Below are 15,007 nucleotides of genomic sequence, written 5' to 3'. Positions count from 1 at the left end.
GTTGTCCTGGGAATAATTCTTACAGAGAATTTTATTAATCTAAATCAATTTTTTCGTCCAAAACTGGACATTCGAAAATGATGCAAGTCAATAATGATAATTACGTATAAAAATCATGATGTTAATAATGCAAAGAGCTGGCGCGTCTAAAAAACAGGCGTTGTTGTTAGTATACTGTTATGAAGTTATTTAAAAATCGATAGGAATTCGTTTATTAATTCCCTTCAGCACGCCTCGATGGACGCTGATGTACTCCCCCTTGCGCAGTTCAGACAGGACGTACAGTATTCCGCTGCGGGAAAGATTGGTGCGCCGCTGGATAAAATTGAGCACGTTAATCTGCTCGCGATATTCCTCAGGATAGGAGCCGAGTTCCAGGATCAACGTCCGGATCATGATGAATGATTCCACGCCAATAAACTCCTTCTCGCGGATGGCCATTACCAATAACCGATGGGCCAGAATCCGGGCGATATCATGCCAGAGATTTTGCTCGTCCATAATCTCCACAAACTTAGCAAGCGGAACCAATTGACCAGAGCAAGATGTTTCCGCAGAGAAAAAGTGCTTCGGCCTGGCCTCTACGTCGTAAAAGGTACTATATCCATCAATCAGCCCCAGTACCGAGGGGGAAAATAGCGTGGTTATCGCCATATTATTTTCACTATGGCAAACCACGCCGGTCCCCTCAAGCAGGAGTAATATATTCGCGTTATTTTCAGTATCGCAAAATTCAAATCGCTCGTCAGGCTGCAGCTCAAACGGCGTGCTAACCGGCAGCAGCGCCTGCATAATACGCTGGATCGCCAACAAAGGCCGGGTATTACGGCCAAACGCAAAGGAGCGTAAGGCACCACGGTCAAAATCTTCATCAATAATAAACATTTTTATCTCATTTTTGGCCTGCGACATTACTCAATTAAAATACTAGCACCAAATTTAAAGGAAATAAAAAAAATTAAAACACCCTTTAAGTTCAATAGTTTAACATCATCATTCTATTTTTAAGTTGCCGCTACCCCTGGTGATATATCGACAAAAGCATTTCTCTTTTTTTGCATGAAAAAAATACGCTCACCGGGGAGAAATCCATTACTTTCGCCATCCATAAGCTATAAATTTATTCACATAAAAAATACATAAAAATGCTATAAAAAATCACATTATCATAAAAAATAATGGCTAAAATGATAATTAATAAGCCAGTAAATAACCATATTAACGCGTGCTCTCCTCCGCCAAAAAAGACGCAGAAAATGAATAAAAAATCGAAAAATAACGATGGCAAACGTTTGTCTGATTATAGTGGAAGGGGCTAACTTTCACGGGAAATAAGCATTCTGCGTAACGCGCGCAGTACCCGGGCAATGAATAGTCAGGCAAAAGCATCATGATGTCCCGGCGGAAATGCGTCCCCGCAGGCAGATTGCGCGACGTCTACCCGGGAGGGGGCATGAAGCGCCCGCCCGGCGCCGCGATAATTTACGCTGTAAACAGCTGAAATTTCTCTTTATCGCTATCGGCGATCGCTCTTAATACCCGGCAGGGGACCCCAGCGGCGACCACGTTCGCCGGTATGGAACGGTTCACCACGCTGCCGGCGCCAATGACCGAGTTTTTTCCGATGGTGACGCCTGGGTTGATAATCACCCCGGTGCCCAGCCAGACGCCGTCTTCAATCACCACCGGCTGAGAGAACTGCTGCTGGGTGTGCCGCAGATCCGGATGAATCGGATGGCCGGCGGTGGAAATGGTCACGTTGGGCGCAAACATCACGTTATTGCCGATGATAATGTCGGCATCATCGACCAGCGTCAGGTTGAAGTTCGCGTAAAAATTATCGCCAATGGTGGTGTGGGTGCCGTAGGCCACATGAATCGGAGGCTCTATCCAGCACTGCTCGCCCACGGCGGCGAACATCCGCTGAATAATGTCGTTTCTTAATTCCTGATTAAAGGGGTGCGAGTGGTTGTATTCGTAAGCTCGCGCCTTGCCCATCAGCCGCTGCTGCGGTAACCCATATCCTGAATCAAGATAAAGCTCGCCGCTGTTCATTCTTTCCTTCATATCCATGGTCAATATTTCCTCATTTATCAATCACATCCTTGTGAATTATCGGACTGTTTTCTACACCGTCATCGCGCTATCGCTCATCTTTTCCGACGTTGCCTTACCCGATAAGGTAAAGGCGGAGATTAACGTGACGCTCAAGGCGATGCCGCCAAGGATCATATAGGTATCCTGGAAACCGATACGGTCATACATATTCCCGGCAAAAGCGGAGAGAAAGATCGCCGCCACCTGTTTGGAAAACTGGAAGCCAACCAGGTAAATCGTCGCCGACAGGCGGACGTCAAACACGCCGGTAATATATTTAAACGCGCCTACCAGCAGGAACGGGACTTCCAGCGCATGAAGCATTTTCAGCGCCACCACTTCAGCGGCCGTCGTGGCGAACGATGATCCGATCATCCTTGCCGCCATCACCATGCCGGCAATCAGCAGGGTATTCTTCGCGCCGATGCGGTTAATAATCCACGGCGAGCTGAACATAATAATAGCGTTGCATATTTCCCCGGCGGTGGTCGCAAAACCAAAGGCGCGGGTGCCCGATTCCGGGGTGGCAAAGAAGGATTTAAAGAAGGTGGCGAACTGCTGATCGAAAACGTCATAGACGCAGGCGACGCCGATGACGTAGAGAATAAACATCCACATTTTGCGCTGACGGAACATGCGTACGGCGGTTTTTAAATCCACCGATGAGCGGTTAGCGCCCAGCGAGTCCATCACCTGTGCGGTCTGGCTGGCCTGCGGTTTCGCGATGGCCACCAGCACGACCAGTACCAGCGCGGCGGCCGACCCCATCCAGAACACCCACTCGGGGTTAACGCTGAACAGCATCCCCGCCGTGGTGGCGCACAGCGCCCAGCCGAGGCAGCCAAAAGTCCGCGCTTTGCCGTACTCAAACCCGCTATTGCGGCTCACGCGTTCGATATAGGCTTCCATCGCCCCGGCGCCGGCGGAGAACACAAAGCCGATGTAGGCCCCGCCGCTCAGCGCCCCGAGCCAGATATTGGTTTTCAGCAGCGGCGCAAAAACGTAAAGGAAAAAGGGCGCGATCAGCACCAGCAGCACCGTCACGATCCACATCAGATGCTTTTTCAGCCCCAGCTTATCGGAGATCACGCCCAGTATCGGCTGAAAACAGATGGCAAACAGCGACAGGCTGGAGAAAACAATGCCGGTCTCGGTTTTATTCAGGCCGATGACGTCCGATAGCCAGATCGGCAAAAACGGAAAGCAGGTGGCCATGATGAAAAAGTAGAGAAAGAAGAACAGCCCGAAAATCCAGAAATTGGGGTTGTTTTTATGGGTACAGACGGTCGGGTTCATGGTGTATTCCTCAAAAAGGGCCGACGCGCGGCCCATCGTCATCACACGCGTTGCAGGCCAATCAAAATGGCGCTTTCCGGATCGAGGACTGGCAGCGCCAGCCCCGCCTGTTGCAACCACTCACCGCTGACGGTCTGCGGCGTCGTCATCCATTCCGGCAGCTTACGCATGGTATGGCCGCCCTCTCCCGTAATCTGAATATCGGGATGGTCGAGCAGCGTCACCTCGTAACGGGCGCCCGCGTCCAGCCCCGCCACGCGCAGCGGCGCCATCAGGGTGTAGTCCGGCATCGCCAGCTGGCTGACGAGGAAAATCGCCCGATGCCGATCCTCGCTCACCACGCCGTGCGCGAGGGTTGTGGCGTCCGGCATATCGATACGCCACTGCACGCCGTGATGAATGACATCGCGCCACTGCTTATGCAGCGCCGCGTATTTGCGATAGCCCGCGCGCTCCTGCTCATCGGCGGTCACCGGGTCCAGCTCAAGCCCCATATGACCGAACAGCGCCGTCAGGCCGCGAAACGCAATGCTGTGCTGGCGGAAGGTGGCGTGGCAGCGGCGGTTGCCAATGTGCGCGCCCATCACTTCCGGCGGGAAGAAGTAGCTCATGCCGCGCTGGATGGTGCTGCGCTCAAGGGCATCGTTATTGTCGGAAGCCCAGAAGCGATGGCTGCGCTTCAGCACTTCATAATCGATACGCCCGCCGCCGGAGGAGCAGGATTCAAATTCAATATGCGGGAAACGGGCCACCAGCGTATCCAGCAGGCGATAGAACTGACGAGTTTGCGCATCGGCGGCGGCTTTGCCGTTATGGGCAGGCTGCACCAGCTCGCGATTCATATCCCACTTCACATAGTCCACCGCGTGCTCGCCCAGCAGCCAGCTCATCCGTTCCAGCAGATAATCAAAGGCTTCAGGGATATTCAGGTTCAGGACAAACTGATGACGCCCGGGGATCGGCGTATAGCCCGGCAGCGCCAGCAGCCAGTCAGGATGGGCGCGGTAGAGATCGGAGTTCGGGTTAATCATCTCTGGCTCAACCCAGATGCCGAACTCCATCCCCAGCGACTTCACGTGGTCGATAACCGGCGTCAGACCGTCAGGATATTTTTTCTCATCAAGATACCAGTCGCCGAGCGCCGCCCAGTCGTCGTTGCGCCCTTTAAACCAGCCGTCATCAATGATAAAGCGCTCCACGCCCAGCTCCGCCGCCTCATCCGCCATGCGCATGATGTACTGCGGGTCGTGGTCGAAATAGATCCCTTCCCAGGTATTGAGATGCACCGGACGCGGTTTGTTGTCCGGGAAGCGAATAATCTGTTCGCGCAGATAGCGGTGGAACTGCTGGCTCATGCCGTTCAGCCCCTGCGCCGAATAGCTGGCGTAGAGGTTCGGCGTCCACAGCGTTTCCCCTTCCGCCAGCGCCATTTCTCCCGCCAGATAGAGCGCTTCCGCCTGCAGATAGCGGCGACCGTCGGTTTTCACTTCCGCCCGCAGGCGGTGGTTACCGCTCCAGCCCAAATGCACGCCCCACACTTCGCCCTGCATCTCGCTAAAAGCGCGGCTGCCGGTAATCAGCGCCGGAAAATGTTCGTGAGAAGTGCGTCCACGACGGTTTTCCAGCACAAAGCTGTCGTGTTCAAGGGTCAGACGATGGGGCTGAAATTCGCGGATCCAGCGGCCATGAAAGGCCATGACTTCGCGGGCGCGCTCGGCGACCGGCAGCGTGACCGCCAGGCGGTCCACCTGCCACGGCTGCGGGCGCAGGTTGGTTAAACCATGACGAACGCTGAGCACGCCGCTGCTATCAAGCTGAATTTCACTGCACAGCCGCAGGCCCGCCTGCGCGTCTTCGCTGAGAAGGGTTAAATTCTGCCCATCCTGCACCACCTCGGTCGTGGTAAACATCGGTGAGGCGTCCAGCCCCTGGCGGTGGCCTTCAATGCCCGGCGCGCCAAACAGGCCGTGGCCCAGTTCGGCCATTAAGGTCACCGGGGAATCGACGTCGAGGCGGCCATTGGCCACCGGGCGGGCGATGCTGGCCGCATCCTGCGGCGTAAAGTGGCTTAAATGCGGCCCCCAGTAGATAATTTCGGCGAACGGACGGGTTTTGATCACCACATCAGCCGCTGCGCTTTGCAGACGTAAAATCGAATCAGACATGAGACATCTCCACAACAAGGAATGCCTTACTGTTGATCCGAAACGTTTCGGGTGACAACCAAAACGTTTCGGATCCGTGATCGAGTTCAGGAAATTAATCTGACGGGAGGAGAATCAGGCGGTTTCGCCGGGAATAAATTCAGGCTGCCAGAGCACCTGGAGAGAGGCGAGATCCTCGCCGGCGATTAAGCGGCGGACCATGGTGGCTATCTGGCGGCCCACGCCCTGCCGGGTGGACTGAACCACCGCGCCCACCGGGGTTTCGATGATGCTGTCCTGCGGCAAGCCGTCGTAAACCACCAGCGAGACGCGATCGGCGCCGGTGAGGCGTCCGAGCTGAGCCAGGGCCATCGCCGCGCCGTCGCCGTGGGTGTTGCAATCGGTGACAATCGCCGTTGGCGGTTCAGGCAAGCGCAGCAGCTCCATCGTTGCCTGAAACCCGCCGCGGCGGGTGGGCGGCACGCTGCGCAGCCAGGTTTCCGCCAGGCCCGCTTCGCGCAGCGCCTGCAGGTAACCGTTGCGGCGCTGGGTAATAAACGCCTGATTGTTATTTTCGCTCAGCAGCGCGATGCGCTGATGCCCCTGGCGAATCAGATGACGGGTGGCGCGGTACGTTCCCGCCTGGTTATCGAAATCAAACCAGGCGTAGGGCTGCGGCAGGCGGCTGCGCCCCAGGGCGAGAAAAGGAAAGCCGGAAGAGAGCAGCTGAATCAGGCGCGGGTCGTCGTCCAGGGTATGGGCCACGATCAGCGCATCGACGCGACGACTCTGCACCATACGCATATAGCCGTGCTTATCGGCCTGTTCATCGTCGGCAATCAGCAGTAAATCAATCTCATAGCGCGCCAGCTCGTGACTGATTTCTCCCACCATTTCGAGAAAGACGTTGTTATTCAACGGCGCGGGACGCACGGGAAAAACGAGGCCAACGGCGTCAATTTTGCCCATTTTCAGGCGGCGGGCGAAGGTATTTGGCCGATATCCACGGCGCTGGGCTTCGGCCTCCACGCGGGCGCGCGTCTCCTGCGACACGTCATCATAGCCGTTTAGCGCACGGCTGACGGTCGTTACCGAGATCCCAAGTTCTTTAGCAATGGCTTTCAGCGACATAAGTATCCCTGTCTTCGCGGGAGAATGCGGCTAGTGTCCCGCAATACGGGCATGGCGTCCAGCAAGAGCGACGCCGCGCGGCAATACCTGAACACCGCGGCCCTCGGCGTCTGATGATACGTCACAACGAAATGAGAGGCAGCAAGACCGTTTATTCAATGTGGCGGTAAATTAAACGCCCCCTTCCTCATAAGAAAGAGACGAAGATACGCTGTGATTCACCAAGCTGAATATATTTGAATCCGACAGGTTTACCCTATACAAATCATATGGTTGATAGATGAATGACTTGAGCGCTCAACCCTGGAAAAATAACGCAGCGTCTGGAAAACGCACATTTAATCCCCATAAATCATTCGATTTATTTTTAATTAAAATATGAAGTATGTATCGGAATTATAATTCGCAGTTTAAACAAACATGAACACGGTCTGTTCATTGATATTTATCAACTAAGAATCACTTGATAAAAGTTTTTAAAAAGAGGGAGTGATATAAAAGCAAAATAATGGAATATGTTAATAACAGGGTTTTATGTATAACTCACTACTGCCTGTTTCTTCACGGCACGCTTTATTTTTTTGTTTATTTCTTTCAACATTCGAGCTGTTAACTTATGTCGCCAGCGATGTAGTAATGCCGGGAATGCTAACGGTTATTAAAGATTTAAATGCTCAACCGCATTACGTACCGTGGTCACTTAATGCCTATTTACTTGGCGGCGTCAGCTTTCAGTGGCTTATTGGACCGGCGTCGGATAGATTTGGCCGCAGGCCTTTATTACTCATCGGCTGTGCGCTTTTTTCTGTTTCCTGCCTGGCCACGCCATGGGTAGACAATATCCAGGTTTTTACTCTCCTGCGGTTTATTCAGGGAATAGGTTTGGGGTTTGTGGTGGTGGTGAGCTATCCGGCCCTGCAGGAAGCATTCAACGAATCGGATGCGATCCGCTTAATTGCCCTGTTTGCCAATATCGCGCTGCTGTCGCCGCTGTTTGGCCCTTTGGTCGGTAGCGTTGTGCTTGCTTACCTGTCATGGCGCACGCTTTTTATTGCTATCGCGTTGATGGCGGCGCTCACCTGGTTCGGTTTGCTACGCTGGATGCCGGAGACGATCGGCGTCGTACGCGAGGATGGCAGTAAAATTGAATGTCAGCCGCTCGAGGTAAAAACCCTTGCGCGCGCTTATGGCGATTTGCTTACGAACCCACGCTGTATATCCGGCAGCGTTGCGCTTGGCCTCGTCGGGCTGCCGCTGATGGCGTGGATCGCGCTCTCCCCGCTGCTGCTGGTGCATCATCTGCAAATGAGTATGCTGGAGTACGCGCTATGGCAATTACCTGTTTTTGCGGCGTTGATTGCGGGGAATATCGTCCTTAACTTTACCGCTGAAAAATTTAAGCCGGAGCAGTTATTATACTTTTCACTCTCTCCCATATTTATCGGCATAATGCTGGCGCTGGTCATGACGCTAATATGGCAAAATATTATTGCGCTGATTATCGGCATGGCTATTTATGCTTTTGGCCTGGGCATTTGCAACGCCACGCTGTATCGCCTCACGCTATTTTCCAGCGAGCATGGAAAAGGTTCAGTATCGGCAATGATAGGCATGATTTCCGTCGCTATTTTTAGCCTCGGGGGGGCATTAATGGCCGGATTGGGCGCCGGCGACAGCCTCAGCGCATATATTATCGCGGCCACTATTCCGATGCTGGCAGCATTATTCATTATCGTTAATATATTCACCAGGCAGAAGAGGAGTAAAACGAAAATAACAGCTTCAGGCCATTAATCACTCACGGACGACTTTTTATTAAGGATGAATAAAATGGACACTTTATCCTGCGTCGATGCCCTCTGCGCACTCGACAGCCCTTATCATGAAGATAGCGATTCACAACGGCTCTTTGATGAAGCCATGCGTGAAATCGTTGCATTTCATGTTATGAATACGCCGGGCTACCGCCAGTGGCTGGCCCGCCACAATATTCCGGCAGATGCGGCCAATATAGATTCGTGGTCGCAGCTGCCGCCGATCTTTGCCGACTATTTCAAACAGAATCTGCCGATCGGCCGCTCCGGTGTGGATGCGCTTGAACTCACCTCTTCCGGTACCAGCGGGCAGAAAAGTCGAATGCTCTATGATGCGCGCAGTATCGGAGCCGCCCAGGGAATGGTCGATCGCATTTTCCGCCATTATGGCTGGGAAACGCCCGATGCGCCCTGCAACTACCTGCTCCTCAGCTACGAACCCGCCGATATCATCACGCTTGGCACCTCTTTTACCGACCAGTTCTTGTGTAAATACGCGCCGGTCAAACGCGCCGTTTACGCGCTGCGTCACACCGGGAGCGGGCATGAGTTCGACCCTTTCGGCGTGATTCGCGCTTTACAGGAGTTTGCTGAAGAGGGGTTACCGGTACGAATCCTGGGTTTCCCGGCATTTATGTGGTTCATACTTGAACGGATGCGAGAAATGCAGCTACCGCCGCTCCAGCTTCATCATCAATCGCTGGCCTTTTTCGGCGGCGGCTGGAAAACGCATGCCGACCGTGAAATCCCTAAATCCGCGTTCTATGCGCGGCTGACCCAACAGCTCGGGATCCCCGATAGCCGATGCCGCGACGGCTATGGTTCCGTGGAGCACTGCGTGCCCTACATTGAATGCGCGCATCACCATTTCCATATTCCCGTTTATTCCCGCGCCTGGATCCGCGATACCGCCTCTCTGGCGGTGAAAGATTATGGGCAGCGCGGTTTTATACAGTTTGTGTCGCCTTATATCACCTCCTGCCCTGCGCACAGCGTGGTCATGAGCGATCTTGCACAATTGCACCGCGCCGAAGAGTGCGGATGCGGTGTGACAACCGATTGGTTTGAGCTGCTGGGCCGGGCCAGCCATAGCAAAGCACGTAGCTGCGCACTGGCGGCGTCAGAACTGATTAAGGGAAATTAATATGTATCTCATTCAGGGAAAAAACTATCCCTCGCTCACGCCAGAAGAGGCCATCGCCATGTTGACGAGCGGGCTGGATAGCGCGCTGAGCCAACCGCCGCGTCCGGAAACCGTGCTTGCCTGCGCCGGCCGTTTTATCGAACAGCTAAAAGACCACGCTTTCCTTCCTCAACTGGGCCCGGCTTATCGGGAAGAGGTCAGAAAGTTTTGCCAACCGGACGCGCTGCGCCAAAAACTCGAGCATGAGCTGGGCGATACCCCCTTTTCCGTGCGCCGCATTAACTACCGTGAACCGCAGTTTGAAGGCTGGCGTCCTTTGGGCGTCGTGGTGCATGTCACCCCAGCCAATGCGCAACTGCTTCCCTTCTTCGCAATAATAGAGAGCCTGCTGGTCGGGAATATTAACTGGCTGCGCCCGAGCGCCAGCGAACAAGGAATGACAATCGATCTGCTACGGGCGTTTATCCACTGCGATTTAACGGACCAGCTGGCTAACTTCGTCGCCGTGGTTCCCGTCGAAACCACGCGCCTTTCCCTACTGCTTACCCACGCCGATGGTATATCGGCCTGGGGTGGCGATACCGCCCTCGAGGCGATTCGTCAACAGCTCCCTGGCGGGTGTCGCTGGATCCCATGGGGACATAAAATCAGCTTTGCCTGGCTACAACCGGATGCCGTTAATGAAGAAAGCCTTCTCGCGCTGGCGGATGACGTTTGCTGTTTTGACCAGCAGGCCTGTTCCAGCCCGCAAATCGTTTTTGTTGATAGCGATGCTTCGGCGGTATTGCAGGATATTGGCGAAAGACTGGCGGAGGCCATGCGGCGCCGTCACGCACGGTGGCAACCGTTAATGCCCGATGAAAAGGCGGCGGCGGATATCACCCGCGCCGTCGCCTTCGCGCAGCTGGACACCGTATTTGCCGGGGCTGACAACGCTCTGCTGGCAGGAGATGGCTGGCGCATCATTCAGCAACACACCTCGGCCATAACGCCTTCACCGCTGTTCCGAACCGTCCTGCTGCGGCCGCTACCGCAAAATAAAGTGATGCAAACGCTGCGCCCCTGGCGAACCCACCTGCAAACCTGCGGGCTGGTTGTCGCCGATCGGGACAGAATCCCCCTCAGCCAACTGCTGCTGGCAGCCGGCGTCAATCGAATTACCCCCGTCGGTAAAATGCATGACGGCTATCACGGCGAACCGCATGACGGCGTTTACGCCTTAAGTCAGCTGGCTCGCCGCGTCACCGTGACGCTGGATGCCGATGTCCTGCCGCAGCAGGCCACGCTCGATCCGAACCCGCCGCCGCCGATGCTGACGGCGCAGCAGCCGATTATGGATAAAACGGCATTCTTACAGCACGCAATGCGGCCCAGCGCCCAGCTTTTCTTTCGCAGCGGCGGCAGCAGCGGCGTGCCTAAACTCGCCGGGTTTACCTATCGCGACTATCGCCGCCAGATGCAGGCCGCCGCCGCAGGCATGTTCGCCGCCGGGCTAGATCCCGCCCACGACAAAGTGCTCAATCTGATGTACGCGGGCAATCTCTACGGTGGTTTACTCAGCTTTTTCACCCTACTGGAAATGCTTGAAGTGACCCATCTTCCCATGGGCGGCCCCCATGATGATGACTATCACGAGATCGCCCGAACCATTGTGAATCAGGGCGTTACCACGCTCATTGGTATGCCAAGCACGCTGTATCAGCTCTTTACGCGAGAAGAGGCCATTCTGCGCGACTACGGCGGTATTCAGAAACTGCTGCTGGGCGGCGAACATATGGGCGTCGCCCAGCGTGACTATATTCATGGTTTCGGGGTGAAAACCATTCGCTCGGCGCTGTATGGTTCGGTTGATGCCGGGCCGCTGGGACATGCCTGTACGCATTGCCCGGATGGCGTGTTTCACCTGATGACGGATATTCAATGGCTGGAGATTGTCGACCCGCTCGACGATCGGCCCGTCGCGCCCGGCGATGCCGGCCGCCTGCTCTTTACCTCGACGGCCCGCGAAGGTCAGAAGGTGATTCGTTATGACATCGGCGATATGGGCCGTTGGCTGCCGGGCGAATGCCCCTGCGGCGCCCCCAGCCCCCGCTTTGAGCTTTTAGGCCGCCACGGCAGCCTGGTGCGTATCGGCACGATGTTTATTCAACCCCAGCGGTTGGCAACGCTCGCCGATGCCCCTGTTCAATTGATTCTTCAACATAACCCGCGCAGCGGGCTCGAATGCATCAACATCTTCACCGACGGCAATATTAATACCGTCAAACAGCGGGTCTGCACCGACCCTGAGCTCAAAATGGCATTGGACGCCCATTTGCTGGAGTTAGCCGTGACCAGCCGCCCGTTCAGCGAATTTGAACGGCATCCGCAAAGCGGCAAGACGCCGCTGGTCATTGATAAACGCCGTTGAGCGCACTCCCGCCGATCGGCTCACAATAAGGATATTTGAATATGACAACAGCAAAAATGATGGGTCGCCTTGATCCGCAATCCACCCAAACGGAAGAAGTGGCCGTAAGCCCACCGGGTCTCGAACAGCTTGTCGAGAGGGTTCGCTGCCGCTCGCCTTTCTATGCCGAACACTATCGCCATCTCGCCACCCGCGGCTGGCAGCTGAAGGACCTGCCGCTTATTAATCCCGAACGCTACTGGGAGGGGAGCCAGGGCCTGAAAAACTGGCCCGTCCTCACCGGGCCGGTGGAGGACGGTATTGTCTTTAAGACCGGCGGTACCACCGGCGGCGGCAAGCTGTCGGTTTTTTCCCGCCAGGAGTGGCGTGCGTTCGTCACCAGTTTTGGCCGCAGCCTCTCCAGCCAGCTCAAGCCAGGCGCGCGCGTGGCAAATTTATTTTTCGCCGGTGATTTGTACGCGAGCTTCTTATTTATCCACGGCGCGCTTTCGCACATGTCGATACCGGTATGCGAGTACCCTTTCACCGGATCGCTTGAACCGCACACCCTCACCGAACAGATCGTCCAGCACGATATCAACGTACTGGTGGGCGTCCCGGCGATGCTGCTGCAATATGCGGCAGAGCTCGCTGGAAAAAACCGCCGTCTGCCCGGTATCGAGACCATCCTTTACGGCAGCGAGAGTCTTTTTACTGAACAGCTACAGCTGCTGGAAGCCGCCTTTCCCAACGCCCGTATTGCTTCTATCGGCTGCGCCTGCGTGGATGCCGGGCTTATCGGACTCAGCACGCCGGATTGCCTGGCGGACGAGCATCGGGTCTTTGAACCCGAAACTATCGTGGAAATTATTGATGAAGCGACGGGCGAGCCGATCGACGAAATCAATCGTTCCGGAATGCTGGTGGTCACCAGCCTTACGCGCACGCTGATGCCGCTGATTCGCTATCCGGTAGGCGATTTGGCCGCCTGGCGTGAACCTCCGGGAAGCAAACATCGCAAGTTTATTTTGCAGGGACGCAGTAGCCTCGGGCACCGCTTGCGGGTAGGTTACGCCTCGCTATTTCCTGATGAAATAGCGGCCCTTATTACGGAAGAGATGGGGCATCAGCAGTGGCAGCTGATGCTGGAGCACGCCGATAACCGGGATCGTTTGAGCTTACGTATCGCCTTTTCCGGTACCCGGCAGCAGGCCGACAGGCTCTGCGGTCAATTACTCGCCAGGGATCACGCTCTCGCAGAACTACAGGCTGCCGGCCAGCTGTGCGTTCAGGTTCACTGGTGCAGCCAGGCGGAACTTATCCGCAATACCCGAACAGGTAAGCTGCAGCGGGTGATCGACAAACGCGCCTACCTCGCGCAGGAGGCGGTGAAATGATTGAAATCAGAGCGTTCCAGCGACAAGACGGCGAAGGCATCAGCGCCTTATTTCGTACGGTTTATGGCGATCGCTATGTCTATCCTGATATCTATATGCCCAGCCTGATTGGCTGGCGCAACGCCCGGGACGAATGGCACAGCGCGATAGCCGAACAGAATGGCATCATCATCGGGCATGCCGCCTTATGGCGGCACCACGCGGATAAGCAGACGGCCGAACTGGCCATGTTCGCGGTGCACCCCGCCTTCAGAAACCGGGGCGTAGCCACCCAACTGGGGGAATATTTGCGTCTTGCCGCAAGCAGGCTTGGCCTGGGCACGCTAACCATCAAAATGGTATCCAGCCATCCACACTCGCAGCGCCTGGCGCAGAGGCTGGGCTTTTACTCAACGGGGTTGCTCAGAGATTACGTCCCCTCCCCCTTTCAATCCGGCCTGCGTGAAAGCATTATCCTCGGCGTATTACCCTTGCAGCCACGCCCCGTCCCGCTCACCGCGGATGATAGCCGTGATGATGGTTGGATAAACTTGCTAAAGGAAAAATTTGGCGCGGCGCAGATCCCGCCCGCCAGGGAAACTTGTGCAGCCCCCGTTGAAATTGCCCTTTGTGATGATCGGGTGGACGTCACGATGAATATATCAACGCAACAGATGGTCGACGAGATTTCCCGACTGCCGGCCCGTAAACTGATTTATATCCGGGCGCGCGTGGATGGCGCGCTGATGTCGCTACGACCCAGGCTGCGGCGAGCAGGTTTTACCGATATGGGGCTGGAGCCAGCGGCCGGAGGAGAGTGGTTCTGGCTGCTGCAGCGCGGCTATCATCCCCGGCAGCTCGACCTCTCCTGCCCTATCGCTATTGCCCTGCAGAAAACGGCCGATGGCGATATCAATCATAACGCGCGCGCCTGACAATCCCTTTTATCTGACGCCTGTTTTTGGCACACCGAAGGCCCAGTGTCGGGCCTGACTAGTTCTGCTCGGCGACCAGCAGCGCCTGGGTATCCGGCTCCAGCGCCTGGAAAACGTGCTCCCGATCGGCGGGATAGCAGATGTAATCTCCCTCCCCCAGCTCTTCCGGCGCTTCCGTCAGGCCGACCCGCGCGCGCCCCTGGGTGACAATAATATGCTCCACCGAACCCGGCGGATGAGGGTGGGAAATGCGGTCCGCGCCCGGCTGGGTCAGCAGGAGATAAATATCGCGCCGCGCGCCCGGCGGGCAGGCGGCCAGTAAAATCGCCTGATAGTTTGCCTGCTCGGCGATCACTTTCGTTCCCTCGCCGCGGCGGATCACCTGGGTGGTATTCACCTGCGGCTCCAGCAGCCGGGCAAAGGGGATATCGAGGGCCACGCACAGCGCCCAGAGGGTTTCCAGGCTCGGGTTACCGTTGCCGGACTCCAGCTGCGATAACGTTGATTTGGCGATTCCCGCCCGTCGCGCAACTTCGGCAAGGGAAAGACCGGTGCGCGCGCGTTCCCGCACCAGGCTTTTGGCAATCAGGCTAATTGGCTGAGTCATACAGCCCTCCGTGTTTTTTATAACGAACGTTTCGTTCGTCTTGAAATGCGATTCTGTTGCGTTCATTATAATGG

Annotated in this window: 11 protein-coding genes; 5 read left to right on the top strand and 6 right to left on the bottom strand. The window is 55.6% G+C overall.

Features of this window, described 5'->3' with window-relative positions; translation table 11 throughout:
• Positions 1-189: 189 nt before the first annotated feature.
• The 5 genes from CDA56_RS01675 to CDA56_RS01655 all read right to left on the bottom strand — a co-directional run bounded on the left by CDA56_RS01675 (position 190) and on the right by CDA56_RS01655 (position 6,668).
• Entirely contained in the window at positions 190-885 is a 696-nt protein-coding gene (locus CDA56_RS01675; protein ID WP_029946898.1) for a winged helix-turn-helix transcriptional regulator, read from the bottom strand.
• A 597-nt stretch (positions 886-1,482) separates the two neighbouring features.
• Positions 1,483-2,073, bottom strand: a complete 591-nt coding sequence (locus CDA56_RS01670; RefSeq protein ID WP_032751746.1) for a DapH/DapD/GlmU-related protein — start codon at positions 2,071-2,073, stop codon at positions 1,483-1,485.
• 54 nt (positions 2,074-2,127) lie between these two features.
• Complete coding sequence (locus CDA56_RS01665; RefSeq protein ID WP_032751995.1) at positions 2,128-3,393, bottom strand: MFS transporter; 1,266 nt, start codon at positions 3,391-3,393, stop codon at positions 2,128-2,130.
• Positions 3,394-3,434: 41 nt separating this feature from the next.
• Positions 3,435-5,558, bottom strand: coding sequence for an alpha-galactosidase (locus CDA56_RS01660; protein WP_102803639.1), 2,124 nt, complete (start codon positions 5,556-5,558; stop codon positions 3,435-3,437).
• Between the two features lie 114 nt (positions 5,559-5,672).
• The gene (locus CDA56_RS01655; RefSeq protein WP_025106535.1) at positions 5,673-6,668 is read right to left on the bottom strand and encodes a substrate-binding domain-containing protein; all 996 of its coding nucleotides are present in this window, start codon (positions 6,666-6,668) and stop codon (positions 5,673-5,675) included.
• Between the two features lie 534 nt (positions 6,669-7,202).
• Between CDA56_RS01655 and CDA56_RS01650 the strand changes: the two genes are divergently transcribed.
• The 5 genes from CDA56_RS01650 to CDA56_RS01630 are packed head-to-tail and all read left to right on the top strand — an operon-like array spanning position 7,203 to position 14,326.
• The gene (locus tag CDA56_RS01650; RefSeq protein WP_047722768.1) at positions 7,203-8,462 is read left to right on the top strand and encodes an MFS transporter; all 1,260 of its coding nucleotides are present in this window, start codon (positions 7,203-7,205) and stop codon (positions 8,460-8,462) included.
• Positions 8,463-8,498: 36 nt separating this feature from the next.
• Positions 8,499-9,626: a LuxE/PaaK family acyltransferase gene (locus tag CDA56_RS01645; protein ID WP_103815303.1), complete on the top strand. Its 1,128-nt coding sequence runs from the start codon at positions 8,499-8,501 to the stop codon at positions 9,624-9,626.
• A 1-nt stretch (position 9,627) separates the two neighbouring features.
• Positions 9,628-12,036, top strand: a complete 2,409-nt coding sequence (locus CDA56_RS01640; protein ID WP_102803637.1) for an acyl-CoA reductase — start codon at positions 9,628-9,630, stop codon at positions 12,034-12,036.
• Positions 12,037-12,077: 41 nt separating this feature from the next.
• Positions 12,078-13,412, top strand: a complete 1,335-nt coding sequence (locus CDA56_RS01635) for a phenylacetate--CoA ligase family protein (protein ID WP_102803636.1) — start codon at positions 12,078-12,080, stop codon at positions 13,410-13,412.
• Positions 13,409-14,326 carry a GNAT family N-acetyltransferase gene (locus tag CDA56_RS01630; protein ID WP_032693306.1) on the top strand — a complete coding sequence of 306 codons (918 nt, stop codon included), beginning with the start codon at positions 13,409-13,411 and terminating at the stop codon, positions 14,324-14,326. Before CDA56_RS01635 ends, CDA56_RS01630 begins: the two co-directional genes overlap by 4 nt.
• 58 nt (positions 14,327-14,384) lie before the next feature.
• On the opposite strand, the gene CDA56_RS01625 is transcribed toward CDA56_RS01630, so the two are convergent.
• On the bottom strand, positions 14,385-14,933 hold the full coding sequence (locus tag CDA56_RS01625) for a helix-turn-helix domain-containing protein (protein ID WP_004855902.1): 549 nt from the start codon (positions 14,931-14,933) through the stop codon (positions 14,385-14,387).
• Positions 14,934-15,007 lie beyond the last annotated feature (74 nt).

Origin of the sequence: Klebsiella michiganensis (assembly GCF_002925905.1) — a bacterium.
GTDB lineage: Bacteria > Pseudomonadota > Gammaproteobacteria > Enterobacterales > Enterobacteriaceae > Klebsiella > Klebsiella michiganensis.
The sequence above is the reverse complement of the archived record's forward strand: the minus strand, read 5'-3'. Positions and strand labels throughout refer to the sequence as shown.

Bases quoted from the DNA above. Each gene is read 5' to 3' on its own strand.
- CDA56_RS01645 (WP_103815303.1), top strand. From the start codon at position 8,499: ATGGACACTTTATCCTGCGTCGATGCCCTCTGCGCACTCGACAGCCCT.
- CDA56_RS01655 (WP_025106535.1), bottom strand. From the start codon at position 6,668: ATGTCGCTGAAAGCCATTGCTAAAGAACTTGGGATCTCGGTAACGACC.
- CDA56_RS01665 (WP_032751995.1), bottom strand. From the start codon at position 3,393: ATGAACCCGACCGTCTGTACCCATAAAAACAACCCCAATTTCTGGATT.
- CDA56_RS01675 (WP_029946898.1), bottom strand. From the start codon at position 885: ATGTTTATTATTGATGAAGATTTTGACCGTGGTGCCTTACGCTCCTTT.
- CDA56_RS01630 (WP_032693306.1), top strand. From the start codon at position 13,409: ATGATTGAAATCAGAGCGTTCCAGCGACAAGACGGCGAAGGCATCAGC.
- CDA56_RS01625 (WP_004855902.1), bottom strand. From the start codon at position 14,933: ATGACTCAGCCAATTAGCCTGATTGCCAAAAGCCTGGTGCGGGAACGC.
- CDA56_RS01670 (WP_032751746.1), bottom strand. From the start codon at position 2,073: ATGGATATGAAGGAAAGAATGAACAGCGGCGAGCTTTATCTTGATTCA.
- CDA56_RS01660 (WP_102803639.1), bottom strand. From the start codon at position 5,558: ATGTCTGATTCGATTTTACGTCTGCAAAGCGCAGCGGCTGATGTGGTG.
- CDA56_RS01635 (WP_102803636.1), top strand. From the start codon at position 12,078: ATGACAACAGCAAAAATGATGGGTCGCCTTGATCCGCAATCCACCCAA.
- CDA56_RS01650 (WP_047722768.1), top strand. From the start codon at position 7,203: ATGTATAACTCACTACTGCCTGTTTCTTCACGGCACGCTTTATTTTTT.
- CDA56_RS01640 (WP_102803637.1), top strand. From the start codon at position 9,628: ATGTATCTCATTCAGGGAAAAAACTATCCCTCGCTCACGCCAGAAGAG.